The organism is Streptomyces sp. NBC_01429 (assembly GCF_036231945.1).
Classification (GTDB): Bacteria; Actinomycetota; Actinomycetes; order Streptomycetales; family Streptomycetaceae; genus Streptomyces.
The window spans coordinates 2,730,360-2,747,020 of sequence record NZ_CP109599.1 but is presented as its reverse complement, the minus strand read 5'-3'; the positions used below and the strand labels follow the sequence as shown (position 1 = coordinate 2,747,020).

Here is a 16,661-nt window from a genome sequence, read left to right as displayed (position 1 = left end):
TACCGGATGGGGCCGTATCTCTCCCCGAAACGACGGAGAGAGACGGCCCTTCCCCACGTTCAGGGGTCAGCTGAGCGCCTTCTCGATCGCTTCGAAGATGTCCGCGTCGGTCTCCTGCTGCCAGGACGGAAGGTCGGGCCAGTCGGCCACGTATCCCGGCTTCGGGTCCTCGAAGTGCTTGAACATCTGGGCCGTCCAGCACGTCGCGACGAACCGGCTCTTCTGCTCGCGGGACAGCCTCGACGCGTGACCACCGCTGATCTCGACGAACTGCCGGACCTGGTCGTAGACGGACCCGGCGGCCTCGCGCTCCCACTACGGGGTGTCGTCCCACGGGGTGACGTACCCGGCCTTCGGCGTCCCGGGGAAGTGCTGCCGCACTCCTGCAATCCAGGTCTCCCGGAACACTCGTGCACCTTCGGTCTGCGACATGCCTGCCTCTCTCGTCACGGCGTGCTCAGCGCGGCGATCTCCGCCCCGAGATCCGTCACGCGGTGGTCGTGGCTCAGGGGACCGAACTCGTCGCACAGGGCTCGGAGTCTACGGGCGACGTACCCGGACCTGGAGGCTCGGGCAAGGCCGATGGCCTCCCTGCCGTACGCCACGACTTGTTCGACGTCCCGCCGCTTCGCACCGATTGCGGCCAGGTCGGTGAGCACTGCTCCACGTCGCCGGTATGACTGCCCGGATGCCAGGGCTGTCTGCTCCAGAGCGTCCTTCAGAGCGCTCTCTGCCAGGTCGAGTCGGCCAAGCCGCACGTAGCGTGATCCCCGTTCCTCTGCCAGACGCTCTCCGTCGAACCGGAGCCATCCACTGCTGGTGCCGTCCGGGGCGAGGTCGTGAACGGCTTCCGCCCGGTCCATCGCGCGCTCGCACTCGTCCAGGTCGCCGAGACCGGCGTATGCCTCGGCTTGGACGGAAGCGACCCAATGCCGAGTCGAGAGGTTGCTGTCCCCCGGTCGGCCAGTCGCTCGGCCGCACCAAGCATCTGCCCGGCCTGCCGGTGGCTCACGGACACCACCGGCACCTCCTGGGACAACCAGTGCTACACGTACGACGCGCTGGGTGAGCTGGTGCACGCCTGGACGTCCAACATCACTCCCGACCAGGGCGGCACCGGCTGCCGCTCCTCGGGCGGCACCAACTGGGGTTACACCAAGGACGGCAAGCTTTCGGGCGGGCCGGTCGCCGAAGCCCCCACCGTGACCACGGACGCCGCGAGCCCCAGCTCGAAACTGACCACCGCGCTGGGCGCTGCGGCTCCGCTCGCCTCGACGGTCTCGACCGGTACCACGGCCCACCGGCAGGCGTTCACGTACGACTGGCTCGGAAACCGCGCCACGCTGACGGAACACGACACCGCCGATGCCACGAAGAACGTCACCTTCAAGTACGGCTACGGCCGCACCACCACCAGCCAGACCCACCCCCAGCCGCATGCCCTCGCCTCGGTCACCTCCACACCGGCGGGCCAGGGCAGCGTCTATACGAATGACGACGTCGGCAACACCACGGTCCGCGACCTCGCCAAGACCACCCAGGCACTGGTGTGGAACGCGGAGGACCAGCTCGAAACGATCACCGACGACGGCGTCAAGACCCGCTACGTCTACGACGCCGACGGCAACCGTCTCCTGGAGAACTCGCCCACCGGCTCCACCCTGTACCTGGGCGAGACCGAGCTGACGACCGACTCCACCGGCAAGATCATCCGCGCCTCCCGCGCCTACGCCCAGGATGGCGCGCCCAGTGTCGTACGCACCACGGCCAACGGCGCGACCACGGGCCACCAACTGAACGTCCTGATCTCGGACCAGGTCGGCACCGCCAACACGACGGTCGGCCTCACCGCGGGCCAGACGGTCACGCGCCGCGCCTTCAAGCCGTTCGGCGAGACCCGCGGCCCCAAGCCGACCGCCTGGCCGAACAAGCGCGGCTATCTCGGCACGGGCATCGACGATTCCGCCACCGGCCTCACTCATCTCGGGGCCCGCGAATACGACCAGGCGTCGGGCCGCTTCCTGACGGCCGACCCGGTCGTCGACATCACCGACCCGCTCCAGATGAACGGGTACGCGTACAGCAACAACAGCCCCATCAGCAGCAGCGACCCGACGGGACTGTGCCCGGCGGACATCTGCGGCCACGGGCCGGGGAACCCTTCGCAGCACTACGGGGGCGGGCCGAAGTCGAAGCCGACGCCGACCGGTACCGGGAACGGTGGTGGTGGCGGTGGCGGTGGCAGCGGAAATTCGGCCTCCCCGGGCACCGGGAGCACGGTCACCTACACCCAGACCAAGACCGTGACGGTGACCAAGTCCGAGCCCTGCAACCTGTGGTGCAAGGGCGGGAGATGGCTCAGCAAGCACAAGACGGAGCTCATCACCATCACCGTCGAGGTCACGGTCGGCGTCACGTGTGGCGCCGTGGCGGTCGGCGCGGGCGCGGTCACCGCAGGCGTGGGAGCCGTCGCCGTAGGAGCGGGCTGCGGCGCCCTGGCCGGCGCGGCGGCGGCCGCTGTCGGCAACGCGATGGACTCCTCGGCCGACAAGAGCATCGGCGGCTACGGATCCGCCATCGGCAAGGGCGCGGCCATCGGGGGTGTCAGCGGAGCGGTCGGCGGAGCGATCGGCGGCGTACTGGCCAAGGGCGTCAAGGCCGTCGCCTCCAAGGTCGTCGGCAGAGCGGGCAAAGCGGTCGGAGCCAAGGCGGGAACGAAGGTCGCCGCCAAGCCGGCCGCCGCGGCGGGCAAGGCCCAGTGCTTCCTCGCGGGCACCTTGGTCCTTCTCGCCGACGGCAGCTCGAAGAAGATCGAAAAAATCAAGGTCGGCGACAAGGTCCTCGCCACCAACCCGGCGACCGGCGAGACGAGCGCCCAGCCCGTCACCCAACTGCTGCCGAGTGAGGGCGAAAAGGAGCTGAACAAGCTCACCATCGCCACTCCCGACGGCAAGAAGAAGCTCACGGCCACAGCGGAACACCCCTTCTGGGTGCCCAAGGAAAATGCCTGGATCAACGCCGCTGACCTCACACCGGGCACCGTCCTGAGCACCCCGGACGGCACTACCGCGCGGGTCGTCCGCAACGATGCCTACACGGATCATGTCCGCACATACAACTTCACCGTCGCGAGCTTCCACACGTACTATGTACTGGCGGGCAAGACGCCGGTATTGGTGCACAATACGTGCCCGAATCACACCGCAGAGGTTTCTGTCCTTGACTCGAACGGAAACGTGCGTGGTGCCGGGTCGGGTGAAGAAGGATCGGCGAGCTATTGGAGCGGCAGAACATCTGATGCCGAGAAAGCCCAGGGTAAGTTCAAGGGCGGCATGATGTCTCACACCGAGGCCCGGGCGACACGAGTTGCAGGATCGCCGCACCCCTACTGGAAGGCGGGAGATGATCCACTCCTCGGTCGCGCCCCTGCTGTAGCGGGAGATACGTACTATGTAGAGGGGCAATTGCCGCCATGTTCCTGGTGCGCATCCGCCATGGAGGAAGCTGCCACGAACACGGGGACCAATTGGGTCTACACGTGGATGGATAGTGCGGGTACGCGTCAGTTCTGGTGGCGTGGCCCTAACAGTTAGGAGCTGGTCCGAGTGGTCGTGCTGGAGATCCGTGAAGTTGGCGTGGAGGATGAATCTCCGCTGCTGATGGTGGGGCTAGCCGAGTCCGCAGAAGACGAAGGACGAGACTTCGTCTTCCAGTGCGATCTTCGCAGGAATGAATATCGCTCGGATAGTAACTGGCCTGAGGGTGATTCTTACTGCGTCACCAATCAAGCTGGAATGACGAATTATGGCGCCGTTCGTGAAATTGAACTTCGAGGCGACGTGTTGCGTGTATTTTTCACGGCGAGTGCTGTCCAGGATCTACATCTTGAAGATTCCGAGTTTGAATTTCGGATTGATTCAGATGGGTTCGATCGAGAAGAGTTCCGGCGTTGTTTGCGTAGCATTCTGACGTGTGGCCGACCTGAATATCATCCGACCCTGGTTGGGTTGTAGGTGGGTTCACGCAGCTCTCGATCTCGTCTATTGGCAAAGAGGCGTGAGTTGTTTAGGAGGTCTACTGTCTCCGGACGGTAGAAATGCCTCGGGGCCCGCTGATATCAGCGGGCCCCGAGGCATTTGACGGCAGTAGTTGACGGCAACGTCAGCGGACGGCGGCTCCGACGAGGGGTGGTTCATCGCTGTCGTCGGGCCCGCTGGTGAGCTCCGCGGGGTTGCGGAGGGCGTGGCCGAGGAGGTCGATGGCGTCGCGTTGGAGGCGGAGCCGGACGTGGGCGTACACCGTCGCGGTCACGCCGATGTGGGCATGGCCCAACAGTTCCTTGATCACCACGAGTTCGACGCCCTGCTCCAGGAGGAGGGTCGCCGCCGAGTGCCGGAGATCGTGGAAACGGATGCGGCGCAACTGGGCGCGGCGGAGCAGGGTGTTGAAGTGCCTGGTGAGGGTGGCGCCCTCGATCGGGGAGCCGTCGGGCCGGGTGAAGACGTAGCCGCTCGCTTTCCAGCGGGTTCCCGCGGCTTCGCGTTCCTGACGCTGCCGTTCGCGGTGCTGGTCGAGGGAGCGCAGGCACTCGGTCGGCAGTGCGATCCGCCGCTCCGAGCTCTGGGTCTTGGTCGGGAGGGCGGTCAGGCCGCCGGAGTTGGTGCGCTGGAGGGTGCGTCGGATGCTGGCGGTTCCGCCGGCCAGGTCGAGGTCTTCCCAGCGCAGGCCGAGGAGTTCGCCCTTGCGGAGGCCGGTGTGGAGAGCGAGTTCGAACAGGGCGTGCAGCCGGTGTCCCCGCGCGGCGGCAAGGAACTGGCGGGCTTCTTCAGCAGTGAGGGGTTCGAAGCGGCGGGGCCGAGGCGTGCCGGTGCGGACGTTGCGGGCGACGTTGCGCGGGATCTCCTCCTCACGTACCGCGTGCTCCAGGGCCGACTTGAGCACGGAGTGCACGTAGGCCAGCGTCAGCGGCGAGAGCCGTCTGGCGCAGCACTGCCCAGCGGCGCAGCAACGCGGCTGGTCGCGGGTGGTGTCGAGGCCGCGGGTGCAGCACTGGCAGGCGGTGCGGAGCTGGTTGAGCCAGGTGCGGACGTCCTTGGCGGTGAGCTTTGCGAGCTTCTTCCGTCCGAGGCCGGGGATGAGGTAGAGCCGGGCGACGGCGGCGTAGCGGGTGTGCGTGTTTTCGCGGAGTTGGTGGACCGCGACAGCGTCGAGCCAGTACGTCAGGTATGTGGCCAGGCCGCCCTGCGCGGAGGGGGCGGGGAGGCCGCGGTTGCTGGCGGCGATCTTCTCGGTGAGTTTGGCGAGGGCTTCCTTGCGGGTGGTGCCGTAGACGCGGATGCGCTTGCGGGTGTTGCCGGGGGCGAGGACGTATCCGGCAGCCTCCCAGCGGCTGTCCTTGCGCTGGTAGACGGTGCCGTCGCCGTTGGCGCGGACGCGGCGGGAGGCAGGGGTGTCGCGGGGCGTGGTCATCAGGCGGCGGCGGGCGGGGCCACTGACCCACCGTGCCGGAGCGCTGGTCAGGGCGGTGCGTTCAGATTTTCTCTACGAGGATCAAGGCGGCGCCCGCCCGTCTGAACCGGCCGAACATCGCCGACCGACCCACCGTTGGGCAAGCAGCAGACGCCCGTGCCGAGTGTCGGCGGGCGGCCGGACCCAGGCGCGAGCGGTGCTCAACCTGGCACCGCCAGGAGCAAGTTGTGGGCGTGAGCCCTTGCATGTCGCGCAGCAAGTTGTCGCCTACGACCGTCCTACGGTCGGATCGCAGGCACAGGGCCGACCAGGGGGCCGACCCTTCACGTGCGTCGCGCAGCCACCGAGGGCGGTGGCCGGCACCGCCTCCGGCGGGGAGCGAAGCTCCCGGCCGCCCGTCGCAGGCCGCCCCCTCCCGCCCCGGTCCCCGCGCCGCCAGACTGGGCGACGCACCGGCCCGGCCGCATGCTGTCTCTCCCGCTCGGGCCCGATCCTGCCGAAAGAAGCCGGCCCTGCGCCGCCTCGGTCGGTTGCCGCTGGTTTGCGGCGGCGCCGTGGCATCGGGACGAAGGGGGGAGTATTGGGGTGTGCGACGCTGGAGTGGCTGCGGTCGAGGCGACGGCACACAACCTGAGCTACGAAGTCGCGCACTCGCACCCCGTGCCATATATCATCGGTGCTATGGACAGCGGGCGGTACTCGATCGAGATCGAGCCGGAGGTGCGACTGTGGCTGGAGAACATTCCCGCCCATCACTACAAGCAGGCCGAACGCGTCGCCGACCTGCTCGCCGAGCAGCCCACCACGCTCGACGAACCGCACTCCCGTCACCTGGGCGGCAAGCTCCGCGAGCTGCGCTTCCGCCTCGGCGATGCTCACCAGCGCATTACCTACTGGCTCGCACCCGACCGTCGCGTCGTGCTGCTCACCGTGTTCCGCAAGACCAAGATGCGCGAGCAGGCCGAAGTGGACCGCGCGCACGCCGCTCAACGGCTGTGCGAAGCCGAGCACCAGGCAGCCGCCGAACACGACCTCTACAGCCGCGACCTCAAGGAGAACCGATGAACCACAGCGAATGGAGGACCCGCCGCCACCGCCAGCTGGTCGGTGAACACCTCGACGCCGACCTCGAGTATGACCGCGTTTACGACGAAACCAGCCTGGCCATGACGCTGGGCAAAGCCGTCTACGACCGGCGCAAGCAACTCGGGCTGAGCGAGGCCGACCTGGCCGAGCGCCTGCACACCACCACCGACGAGATCGAAGGCATCGAGACCGCCACCGAACTGCCGCCCATCGCTGTCATCATGCGCCTGGCCCGAGCCTTGGACCTCACCGTCGACATGCACCTCGCCCCTGGGGATGAGCCCACCGTCACAATCGTCACCCCGGCCGCCTGAACCCGGGAGGAGCCATGCATGACGCCTCCACAGCACTTGCCCGCGAGCTGGGCAGACTCGTCCACGACCGGCGCACCTACCTCGGGCTGTCCCAGGCCGAGCTCGCTGAGCGGTGCGGGATGAAACAGCCGCAGATCTCCCGCTTCGAAGCCGGCGGAACGGTGCCCACCCTCCCGATGCTGCGCCGCCTGGCCCGTGCCCTTGGAGCCGACTTGAGTATCAGTCTCACTCCGCACGACGAGGCCGCTTGACATGGATCTCAAATCCACAGAATTCCCTGAGCGGTCCAGACCATCGACGGCAGTAGTGACGGCAACACCGGCGGACTTCAGTGCACGTGCACGGACGTGGAACGGCTGTCAAATCGGCGCCTGACCAGCGAAATTGCAGCTGACGGCGACCCCGCGAGCACACGTACTATGTGCTGGCGGGGACCACGCCGGTGCTGGTACACAACACCTGCGATGAAGGAGTCGCAACATTGCATTTCCATGGTGAGGGAAACCACTTCAGTATTGAAGTGACGGATGGTGAAATCGTGAAACACGCGCATCTGATGCCTCACAATGGGGAAGCCATAGTTGCACCGTATTCCGGGCTGCGTAGTATCGTGAATCGCGATATTGATCTTCCGAATGTTAAGCGCGCTCTAGAATTTCAGAGTGACACTCAGGGTAACTGGGGGGCTTATCATCCTCTGGGTAATAGTTGCCTGACTTGTTGCGCCCATGTCCTGCGTGCGGGCGGCGCTGATGTTCCGGAGGGTGAGGCAGCCATTCCGTGGGCGAGGGAAATTTCTCTCCGGGAGTGAGTAGGTTCGGTGTTGTTGGTCTAGTGTTGAAAATCGTGATCCTTTGTCTCGATTGCAAGGAATGTGAATGGTTGCGAGAAATTCAGAAGCCCTTGATGTCCTCCTCAAGGTGGCGGGAGATTCACGGGTTTCCTGGCGAGCGGTCGAACTTGCGGGTCGAGGTATATCTGCAGATGCGGCGAGTGCGAACTGGGTTATTTCCGAAGGTAAGAATCTGCTGAACGGGAAGGATCTGGCTGTTTTCCTCATTGAGCAGAGCGATTTGACTGATGAACTCGTTGCAGCTTGGTATTTGTTCGCACGCGAAGAGATTTCTGTCACCGAGCTTGAGCTGCGTCTAGAAGAATTCGTCCGGGCGATTGAGGGGGGATTCGACAGGTTTCGCGAGAATGGGTGATTTCTTCGATTGGGGGCGTGGTCGAGATTCGTTCGATATGATTCTGGAACGGTCAGGTGCCGGGTTTCTCTTTCAGGGCCGACCGGGACGGGGCGCGCGAGCTGGGGTCCCGGAGGAGTTTCTGCGGTTCATCGACGCCGGGCAGTTCGCCCACTACCTCGTCGGCGACGCGCACACCTCACCCGAGCGGCCGTCCAGCGCCACGTTCAAGCTGGGTGTCGTCGGGCCGGGCAGCGCGTTCACGCCGCACGCGCACGGCGGCGAGCACATCGTGCTCAGCCTCGGGCACGCCGTGCGGGCTGTACGACGTGCCTCGTGGGGGCGCCTCAACGCGGGCGAGACGTGGCTCAACTGCCGCCCCTTCCGGACGGCGGAGCTGCCGCACGGCGGCCGGGGCGTCTCCGGGCACGGCACTGCACGGACCTGAGCGTACTGGCGCTGCACGAGTACCAGCGCGCGAAGACGGTCACGGCGCGGCTGCGGCAGGCGCCGGGGGTGGAGTAGTGCGGAGGTGGGGGCGGAGTGGTGACGGGCCGCCCGCCTTATCCGCCGTGTGTGTCACACCGCCGTTGTCACGCCGCTCCCACCGTGCTGATCAGTGCGAACGCGCCCCACAGCACCGGTGAGTGGTCGACCGTACGCAGCTCCCGCCATGCGGCCAGCCGGTCCCGCTGCCAGGCGCCGTGGGCCGCTACCGCGTCGTCCGCCTCGTGTGTCGCGTCGATGGCGCGGATCGCCTCCTGGAGCGGCCGGGAGGTCGGGGCGGCGCCCGCGAGGTGGTGGAAGGCGAGGTCCGTGGGGAGGGTCCAGCGGCCCGCTGTGACGGTCTCCGCGCCGCCGTGGATCATCGCGGTGGCCAGCCCGAGCGCCTCGACGAACCGCAGGTCACCGCCGCTCTCGCAGGCGATGAGGGCCACCCGGCTGGGGATGGGCCAGCACTCCGCGCCCGATCGGGCGCGCACCTCGCCGTGGGCGGCGTCGAGTCCGTACGTTCCGAGCAGCAGGTCCTTCGCGGACAGCGGACGGTGGGAGCGCAGCGGCGGCGCGAAGCCGGTCGTTGCGGCCGTGCAGGACAAGTGCAGTTGGGCGTTCTCGCTGAGCCCCGAGGTGGGCGCGGCGGCCGTCACATGGCCCACGTACAGCAGCCGGCTCGCGCCCTCCCGCAGTGCCGTGCCGAGCCATTCGCGGTCGAGGTCGGTGCGGCGGAACGCGTCGACCGGATCGGCTACGGCGGGCCGCCAGCGGTTCTCGGCCGTGTACGCCGAGACCAGCCGCGCGACCGGCGCCTCGGGCCCGATCCGTCCCAGCACCGAGCCGAGGGCGGAGTCCGCCCGGAATCCCGGCACGCGCGGATCGAGGACGCCGACCACCGGCAGCCGCCTGGTCGCGGCCCACGGGCGCGACGGCCTGCCGGGGGCGTGGGCGATGCTCGCCTGCGCCAGCAGGCTGAGGTCCGCGATCTCCACCAGCCGCACGCCGGGGTCGGGCGCCAGCAGTTCCCACGGGACCTGCGCGGTACGGGGCGACGGCTGGATGCGCAGATGGGGACGGACGCCGCGCTGGTACAGCTCGTACAGCTGCTTGGCGAGGCCGTACGGGAGGAGGGTGCGCGACAGCAGCTCGGCGAGGGCGAGTTCGCTCTCGTAGGAGGCGAGGGCCCCGGTGGTCAGCGCCTGGCCGAGCGCGGGCGAGGGGCCGGGGAGCGCGGCGCCCAACGCAGCCAGCGCGCGGTCGAGTTGGTCGCGCGGGACGCGTCCGACGCCCGTCGCCGCGAGGTCGTGGGTCCAGCGCCAGGAGATGTAGAGGTCTCCGGCGTCGGCCATTCTGACCAGGGCCGTGGGAACGTCGCTCACCAGGTCCGCACCTTCCGTGCGTCGCGTATCCGGCCGCCGTACCTGGTCTCGGCCTCGGCGATGTACGGCTCCAGCGCCACCGCGCCCGTCCGGTCCAGGACCAGCCGGGGCGGCGGGGCGACCAGCAGACCCGCGTCGGCCGCGACATCGGCGAGGGCCGCGCCGAGCCGGAAGGTGTCGGTGGAGGGGGCGTCCGGTGCGGAGTTCGGTGCGGGGGCCGGTGCGGGGTCCGGGGCGCGGTTCGGGAAAGTCAACGGCTCCAGGAAGCGCGGCGGTTCGAGCGCCGCGCCGTCTTCCGCCGGGCCGTCTCCTCCCGCCGGGCCGCCCACGAGGGGGGTGCCCGCGCACTGCGACTCGATCAGCTGACTGACGAGCGCGCCCGCCCCCGCCCGCGCGGCGAGCCGGAACGCCAGCCGCATCGCGGGCGCCGCGATCTCCTGGTGCCACCGCTCGCGCTGGGAGCCGTTGGCGAGCGTGAACCGTACGGCGTCGATCGCGAGCGCGGCGGGTACGGCCAGCGCGACGGCCCTCCCCAGCAGGGCGGCGGCGGAGTCAGGGCCGGGGGCGGGCGCGCTCAGCAGCCGGTTCTCCAGCAGCGCGGCGTGGAAGTAGTCGGTCTGGGCCCGCCGCAGCCCGAGCCCGCTCGCGGCGAACGCGGCTTGTGCGAGCGCCAGTTGGCCTTCGCTCTCCCCGTGCAGCCCGGCCGCGTGCAGCGCGGCGGCCAGCCGTACCCGTACCTCCGCCGCCGCGACCGGGGCGCCGGACTTCTCGAACCGGTCCAGCCCCCGTACGTACAGCTCGGCGGCGCGCGCGTGGTCGGCTTCCAGCGCGGCCAGCAGTCCGAGCAGATCCAGACCGATGCCGCACTGGTGACTCATGCCCGCCCGCTCGAAGAAGGCTTGGGCGGCGTCGAGCAGGGAGCGCGCCTCGTCCGTCCGGCCGGAGCGCAGATACAGCTGGGCCAGGGCCTGTTGGGCCTCGGCGGTTCCGGCGGGCGTGCCGGATTCCTGGAAGGCGGTGAGCGCCTGGTGGGCGAAGTCCTCCGCCAGCGCGAGCCGTCCGGTGGCCAGCGCGATGGCGGACAGATTCATCAGCGGGCGCCCGGCCAGCTCCGGACGGTGCCGAAGCACGACATCGAGCGACTCGGTCGCCAACTCATATGCCCGTGACCATCTTTCGCGCTGGACCGTCAGCTCGGTGAGGGCGACGAGGCAGCCGATCAGCAGATCGGCGGTGTCGGAACCCGGCGGCGGGGCTCCGCCGTCCGGCGCGATGAGCAGCGCGCGGGCCTCCTCCAGGGCGCCCCGGCCGCCGTCGAAGTCGCCTGTGTGGAGCAGGGCTTGGGAGAGATTGACCAGGGCGGAGGCGCGCAGGACCGGGCCGGCCGGTTCGGGCAGCGGCTCGCACAGGGCGAGCGCCGCGCGGAACGACGCGACCGCCGCCGGGTGGTCGCCCATCCGGTCGGCGGTGGTCGCCCGGTTGATCAGGGCCTGGGCTCGTACGGCGAGTACGTCGGGGTGATGCGGCGGCGCTTCGATATGGTCCGCCGCTGTCACCGCCTGGTCGAACAGCCCTTGTGCGGACGGGAATTCACCTCGGAGAAAAGCTTCGCAGCCCGCGTCCACGAGGGCGGAGACCCGCGCGATCGCCTCGTCCACCAGAAGCTCGTCCATCAGATGCTCGTCCATCAGAAGTCCGATTCGTCGTCGGCCGCCGCCACGATCTCGGCGCGCAGCAGCGGGGCGGAGGTGGGCGCTCCGGCGAGCCGGTTCCGTACGAAGTCCCGTACCCGGGCCCGTACGGCCTGCTGCGCCGACCGGTCCTCGTGCGGCGTCCGTGGCGGTGTGCCGAAGCCGGGGAGGTGGATGTCGACGGTCAGTTCCCCGGTCCGTACGTCCGGCAGCCCGGCGCTGCCGAGCCACAGGTCGTCCACCAGCCGCAGGCCGACGTCCAGGGGGTCGGCGGCTCCGCCGACCGTCGCCCGGGGTGTCAGTCCCGGGTCGAGGGAGGCCGGTCCCGGGGCGGCGACGGCCCGGACCGTGACGGTGGTGCGCGCCGCCGCCCGTACGACCTCCCAGGACACGGCATGCTCGGAGGCGTCGATCAGTCCCGGCGGGTAGCGGCGCCAGTCGGAGCCGCCCGTACCGCGCGCGAGTGTCAGCGCGTCCGCCTCGGCCGTCGCCCCCGCCCCCGCCTCCGAACTCGTCCCCGAACCCGTTCCCGTTGCCGTCGATGGACCGGCGGCGAGCGCGTAGTCGGTGGCGCGGGGCGCGGTGTGCGGGCGGTGGTGGGAGGGGGCGGCGCCCTCCCCGTACTCGTACCCCTCCCCGTGCCCGTCCTCGTCCCATGTGTCGGCGCCGAGGAGCAGGTCGCACTCCTCGGTCAGTTCGCCGGTCTCCTCCTCCAACACGCCTTCGTCCAGCGGCGGTACGGCATCGATCAACGACGCCGGCCACCACCGCGCCGCCCAGTGCGCGAACGCCAGCCGCCGCGCGCTCGAAAGCAGTTGGGGCAGGGCGGGGGAGGAACCCACGACGAGGCGGTCCGTGGAGTCCGTACCGGAGACAAGGCCGGCCAGGGCGATCGCGACGTCTTCGCCGTACACGGCCCACAGCCAGTCCTGCGCCCGCGCCGGGTCGTCGAGCACCGCCACCGGCGCGGCCTCCAGCGCCAGCACGCTCCAGGCCAGATGGCCGCCCGCCACCTCCAGCACGGCTACGTCCACACCCGGCGCCGCGTCCAGGACGCTCGGGCCCGTACCGCCCGTACCGCCCGTACCGCCCGTACCGCCCGTACCGCCCGTACCGCCCGTACCGCCGGTACCGCCCGTGCCTCCCGCAAGCGTGTCGAGGGGAGTGACGGCGTAGAGGAGGTGACCGTCCTCCACGCGCTCGATCCGTACGGTGCCGTTCATGAGCCCGTCCCCCCACCGACGGGCAGCGCGCTGAGCGCCTGCCGCACTCGGCCCCGGTGGTCCAGGATCACCGAGCGGGCCACCCCGTCCAGCACGTCCCACAGCTCGTCGACGCGCCCTATCGGCGCCTCCCGTACGTCGCGCCCGTGCAGCCGCACCCACAGCCGCCGCAGATACGCCCGCCACGGGGTCCGCAGATCCTCGGCGATCCGCGCGAGCGGCCCCTCGCGCACGCCGCCCGGATCCACCGCCAGACGCCGCGCCCGCAGCACGTAAGCCTCGCGCCGCCAGCGGCTGTTGACCGTACGGTGTGCCTCCGTCCCCGCCGCCGACTCCTCCTCGTACGCCGCGCCCAACGGGCTGACCTCCAACGGCCCGCCCCCCAACGGGCTCAGCCCCAACGCGAGTCGCGCGCCCACCGTGGCGGCGACGCGCAGCGACTCGTCCGCGAGCGCCCAGGGCGCGCAGCTCCGCCCGATCTCCCGGAGGACCAGTTCCGGGACGGGGGCGAGCGCGGCCCGGTCGTTCGAGGTCTGCAACACGGTGAAGATCCGCTCGTGCACCGTACGGTCGAACGGCGCCCCGAGCGCCGACGTGGAGACGGCCCCGCCGCCCAGCCGGGGCCCGGCCGGCACGGGACGCTCCGTCAGTCCCAGCTCCCGGGCCGACGGCAGGCCGGGTCCAGGCAAGCCGGGCGTCGTCCCGGTGGCCGCCGGCCCGCCGTCCCACAGGGCCAGCCCGGCCGCCGTACCGGCACCGTCCACGACCAGCCGCCCGAGCGCCCGCTCGCCGTCGTCCCGGCGGCCCCCACCGGCGCGCGGTGCGCACGCGTCCAGCACCTCCCGCACGAGAGCCCCGCCCGCCGCGCCTCTGTTGGCCGCGTTGCCCGTGTCCGCCGCGCCCCCGTTGGCGGCCGTGCCCGCCGCGTCCCCGGCCGCCTCCCGCACCCGCCGGTCAGCCCAGGCCGCAGCGAGCGCCTCGGTGAGCCCCGCCGCGTGCGCGGGGTCCGTCACGTACTCCCTCAGCGCCTGGGTGGTACGGCCCCGGGCGGCGTCGTGTACCTGCCGCACCGCCTCCTCGGCGGTCGCCCGGCCGGTCGCGGGGTCGGGCGGTCCGAGGGTGGTGGCCAGTTCGAAGCAGAGCTGGAAGTACAGGTCCTGCGGATGGCCCTCGGTGATCCGCAGCCCCCGGCGCACCTGCTTGAGCAGCGTGAACCAGGCGGCCGTCGCGCGCAGCGTGTCCCCCGCCGCCGTCATCAGCGTGGCCAGCAGCGCCGCGCCGTCCGCCGTCACGAGCGGGCCCGCGCACTGCGGGTGGAGGACGGGCCGGATCACCAGCGGGTCGAGGACGAGCTTGACCGTACGGCTGAGCGGGCCGCCCTGGGGGCCGCTCAGCGGGCCGACCCCGTCGAGCCGCCGCCACACCTCGTCCATCACCATGGCGCGCGGCCGGACGGCGCGCGGCGGCGCGCCCGCCCCGGAGGTCCGCGCTTCTGTCCCGGTCCCGGTCCGCATGGGCCTCAGGTTATAGCCGGGCCCCGTGGCTGTAGCCGGGCCCCGTAGTCATAGCCGGGCCTCGGGGGCAAAGCCGGACCCCGGGGCGCCGAACCTGGGACTGGTAGGCGGTACGGCGCTCGTACTGTCCCCGTATCGGCCGGTCGGCAACGGCGAAGGCCCCCTCGGGAAGGACGGAAAAGGAACATGAAGAAGCTCATCCGCGTCGCTGCCCTGCTCTTCCTCTTCGGCTCGGTCGGCCACTACCTCTGGTACGGGCTCACCACTCCGGTGGACGACGGCTTCGAGTTCCTCGCCTGGGTCGGTCCGCAGATGATCGCGCCGATCCTCGCGTTCACCCTGGTCCCGATCGCGCTCGCGTTCACCCGCGACAGCGTGATGTCGGCGCTCTCCGGCCGCAACACGGCGGCGTTCCGCTCCGCCCCGTTGGGCGTGGGGACCGTCACCGGCAGCCGTGCCACCGGGATGACGCTCAACGACCAGCCCGAGCTGCGGGTGGAGCTGATGGTGCAGCGCGCGGACGGCACCTCCTTCGCCTCGTACGCCAGGATGGTCGTCCCGGTGACCGACCTGCCCCTGGTGCGCCCCGGCGCCGTGTTCCCGGTGCGCTACCTCCCGGGCCGTACGGACAAGGTCGAGCTGGACCTGTCCGGTGACGTCGTCGGCGCCCAGGGGGCGCTGAACGAGGCGATGGTCCGGCAGGGCGTCACGACGAGGGAGAACCTGGAGATCGCCGAGCGCGGTGTGGCCGCCCAGGCGGTGGTGCGCTCCCTCGATGTCCAGGGCGAGATGCGCGGCGGCAACCCGAAGCTGGTGATCGGCCTGGCCGTCACCCGTCCCGACGGCTCCATGTACACCACCGGCGTCGAGAAGTACCTGCCGCCGCGCTTCGTGCGGCAGGTGCAGGTGGGGTGTGTCGTGAGCGTGCGGTACCTCCCGGAGAACGAGTCCGCTCTCGTACTCGCCCTCCCCGCCAACGCGTGACGGGCGTGCGTGGGTGTGCGTGGGCGTGCCCGGGCTTTGCGCCCCCGTACGTCCCGATGTGCCCTCCCGCACGAGGACGCCCTCTTGATTTGCGCGCACGACATGTGACGATGTGTGGTCAAGGGGCGGACAATCCGTGAAGGCGCGCCCGTGCGGAGGGAGGCCGGGATGGGGAATGTCATCCACGCGCTGGTCGTGGCCGTGGCGGCGCTGTGCGTCGCGGGATTCCTGCTGGGGGGTGAGCCGGCGGTCGGGGCCGTGGTCGTCATGGTGGTCGCGGTCGGGACCTGGCGGGTGACCCTGGCGTCGCGGCCACGAACGAGGCCGCGGCTGCGCTCGCCTGACTGGCGAGGCAACCGCGGCCGGGGGAGCGGTGGGAGCCGTGGGAACGGCGGGAACGGCGGGGACGAAGTGGAGCAAGGGGCCGGAGCGGACCACGGGGTCGATCCGGCCCGTGACGGCCGTAGGGACCCCGGTACATCGGACCCCGGTCCCGCGGACCCTCGCGCTTCAGACCCCCGTGCCTCAGGAGTGCTGATAGGCCACCAGCGAAATACCGACGAAGTGCACGACGAAGGCGGCCAGGGTGAAGGAGTGGAACACCTCGTGGAAACCGAACCACCGAGGTGACGGGTTGGGGCGCTTGAGGCCGTAGATCACACCGCCCGCGCTGTAGAGCAGCCCGCCGACGATCACGAGCACGAGCACGGCGATCCCGCCGGTGCGCATGAAGTCGGGCAGGAAGAAGACGGCCGCCCAGCCCATCGCGATGTAGCAGGGCGTGTAGAGCCAGCGCGGCGCGCCGACCCAGAAGACCCGGAAGGCGATCCCCGCCGCTGCCGCCGCCCACACGGCCCACAGCAGCGTGCGGCCGGTCGAGGCGGGGAGCAGCAGCATGGTCAGCGGGGTGTAGGTGCCCGCGATGATCAGGAAGATATTGGCGTGATCCAGTCGGCGCAGCACGGCCTCGCCGCGCGGGCCCCAGTTCCCGCGGTGGTAGACGGCGCTGACGCCGAAGAGCAGGCAGGCCGTCAGGACGTAGATCCCGCAGGCGATCCGGGCGCGGGTGGAGTCCGTCAGGATGATCAGGGCCACCCCCGCGATCAGTACGGCGGGGAACATGCCCGCGTGCAGCCAGCCGCGCAGTTTCGGCTTGACCGGGCTCGGCAGCTGGATCTCGACCGGCCCCCCTTCGGACTGCGGGGCGTTCGCGGGCGGATCGGACGCGGCAGGGTTCATGCGCTCATGCTACCTACGGGTCCGTAGGTTACGTCTCGGTACGGCCGGTTGTAGCGCTACGCCCGGCGAAGTCGCGGCGC

Annotated in this window: 12 protein-coding genes and 4 pseudogenes; 8 read left to right on the top strand and 8 right to left on the bottom strand. The window is 70.2% G+C overall.

Translation table 11 applies throughout. The annotated features are described in order from the left end of the window. Positions 1-66: 66 nt before the first annotated feature. A pseudogene (locus OG627_RS11575) lies at positions 67-432 on the bottom strand (hypothetical protein). Positions 433-446: 14 nt separating this feature from the next. After that, positions 447-1,006, bottom strand: a pseudogene (locus tag OG627_RS11570) (transcriptional regulator); the annotation flags it as partial. Here OG627_RS11570 and OG627_RS11565 point away from each other — a divergent pair. Together OG627_RS11565 and OG627_RS11560 are read left to right on the top strand one after the other, a co-directional pair. After that, a pseudogene (locus tag OG627_RS11565) lies at positions 966-3,593 on the top strand (polymorphic toxin-type HINT domain-containing protein); the annotation flags it as partial. The pseudogenes OG627_RS11570 and OG627_RS11565 overlap by 41 nt on opposite strands. A 12-nt stretch (positions 3,594-3,605) precedes the next feature. Then, on the top strand, positions 3,606-4,013 hold the full coding sequence (locus tag OG627_RS11560; RefSeq protein ID WP_329064093.1) for an Imm10 family immunity protein: 408 nt from the start codon (positions 3,606-3,608) through the stop codon (positions 4,011-4,013). 148 nt (positions 4,014-4,161) lie between these two features. Here OG627_RS11560 and OG627_RS11555 read toward each other — a convergent pair whose 3' ends face one another. Continuing rightward, positions 4,162-5,469 (bottom strand): tyrosine-type recombinase/integrase, encoded by a 1,308-nt coding sequence (locus tag OG627_RS11555; protein ID WP_329064091.1) that lies wholly within the window; start codon positions 5,467-5,469, stop codon positions 4,162-4,164. Between the two features lie 681 nt (positions 5,470-6,150). Here OG627_RS11555 and OG627_RS11550 point away from each other — a divergent pair. The 5 genes and pseudogenes from OG627_RS11550 to OG627_RS11530 all read left to right on the top strand — a co-directional run bounded on the left by OG627_RS11550 (position 6,151) and on the right by OG627_RS11530 (position 8,504). Then, positions 6,151-6,534 (top strand): type II toxin-antitoxin system RelE/ParE family toxin, encoded by a 384-nt coding sequence (locus tag OG627_RS11550; protein ID WP_215034078.1) that lies wholly within the window; start codon positions 6,151-6,153, stop codon positions 6,532-6,534. Next, entirely contained in the window at positions 6,531-6,869 is a 339-nt protein-coding gene (locus tag OG627_RS11545) for a helix-turn-helix domain-containing protein (RefSeq protein ID WP_329064087.1), read from the top strand. Before OG627_RS11550 ends, OG627_RS11545 begins: the two co-directional genes overlap by 4 nt. Before the next feature lie 35 nt (positions 6,870-6,904). Then, positions 6,905-7,120, top strand: a pseudogene (locus OG627_RS11540) (helix-turn-helix domain-containing protein); the annotation flags it as partial. A 627-nt stretch (positions 7,121-7,747) separates the two neighbouring features. Next, the gene (locus tag OG627_RS11535) at positions 7,748-8,077 is read left to right on the top strand and encodes a hypothetical protein (RefSeq protein WP_329064084.1); all 330 of its coding nucleotides are present in this window, start codon (positions 7,748-7,750) and stop codon (positions 8,075-8,077) included. Positions 8,078-8,114: 37 nt separating this feature from the next. Then, positions 8,115-8,504: a hypothetical protein gene (locus OG627_RS11530; protein ID WP_329064082.1), complete on the top strand. Its 390-nt coding sequence runs from the start codon at positions 8,115-8,117 to the stop codon at positions 8,502-8,504. 145 nt (positions 8,505-8,649) lie between these two features. Here OG627_RS11530 and OG627_RS11525 read toward each other — a convergent pair whose 3' ends face one another. From OG627_RS11525 to OG627_RS11510, 4 genes are read right to left on the bottom strand one after another with little or no spacing between them, the layout of a single operon-like run. Next, a complete protein-coding gene (locus OG627_RS11525) occupies positions 8,650-9,930 on the bottom strand; it encodes a CHAT domain-containing protein (protein ID WP_329064080.1) in 1,281 nt (426 codons plus the stop codon). Then, the gene (locus OG627_RS11520) at positions 9,927-11,618 is read right to left on the bottom strand and encodes a tetratricopeptide repeat protein (RefSeq protein ID WP_329064079.1); all 1,692 of its coding nucleotides are present in this window, start codon (positions 11,616-11,618) and stop codon (positions 9,927-9,929) included. The genes OG627_RS11525 and OG627_RS11520 overlap by 4 nt, the downstream gene beginning before the upstream one ends. Continuing rightward, the gene (locus tag OG627_RS11515) at positions 11,618-12,844 is read right to left on the bottom strand and encodes a hypothetical protein (RefSeq protein ID WP_329064076.1); all 1,227 of its coding nucleotides are present in this window, start codon (positions 12,842-12,844) and stop codon (positions 11,618-11,620) included. Before OG627_RS11515 ends, OG627_RS11520 begins: the two co-directional genes overlap by 1 nt. Further along, positions 12,841-14,358, bottom strand: coding sequence for a hypothetical protein (locus OG627_RS11510; protein WP_329064074.1), 1,518 nt, complete (start codon positions 14,356-14,358; stop codon positions 12,841-12,843). The genes OG627_RS11515 and OG627_RS11510 overlap by 4 nt, the downstream gene beginning before the upstream one ends. A 186-nt stretch (positions 14,359-14,544) precedes the next feature. Between OG627_RS11510 and OG627_RS11505 the strand changes: the two genes are divergently transcribed. After that, positions 14,545-15,342 (top strand): hypothetical protein, encoded by a 798-nt coding sequence (locus OG627_RS11505; protein WP_329064072.1) that lies wholly within the window; start codon positions 14,545-14,547, stop codon positions 15,340-15,342. A 525-nt stretch (positions 15,343-15,867) separates the two neighbouring features. Here OG627_RS11505 and trhA read toward each other — a convergent pair. Then, positions 15,868-16,581, bottom strand: coding sequence for a PAQR family membrane homeostasis protein TrhA (gene trhA / locus OG627_RS11500; protein WP_329064071.1), 714 nt, complete (start codon positions 16,579-16,581; stop codon positions 15,868-15,870). Between the last annotated feature and the right edge of the window lie 80 nt (positions 16,582-16,661).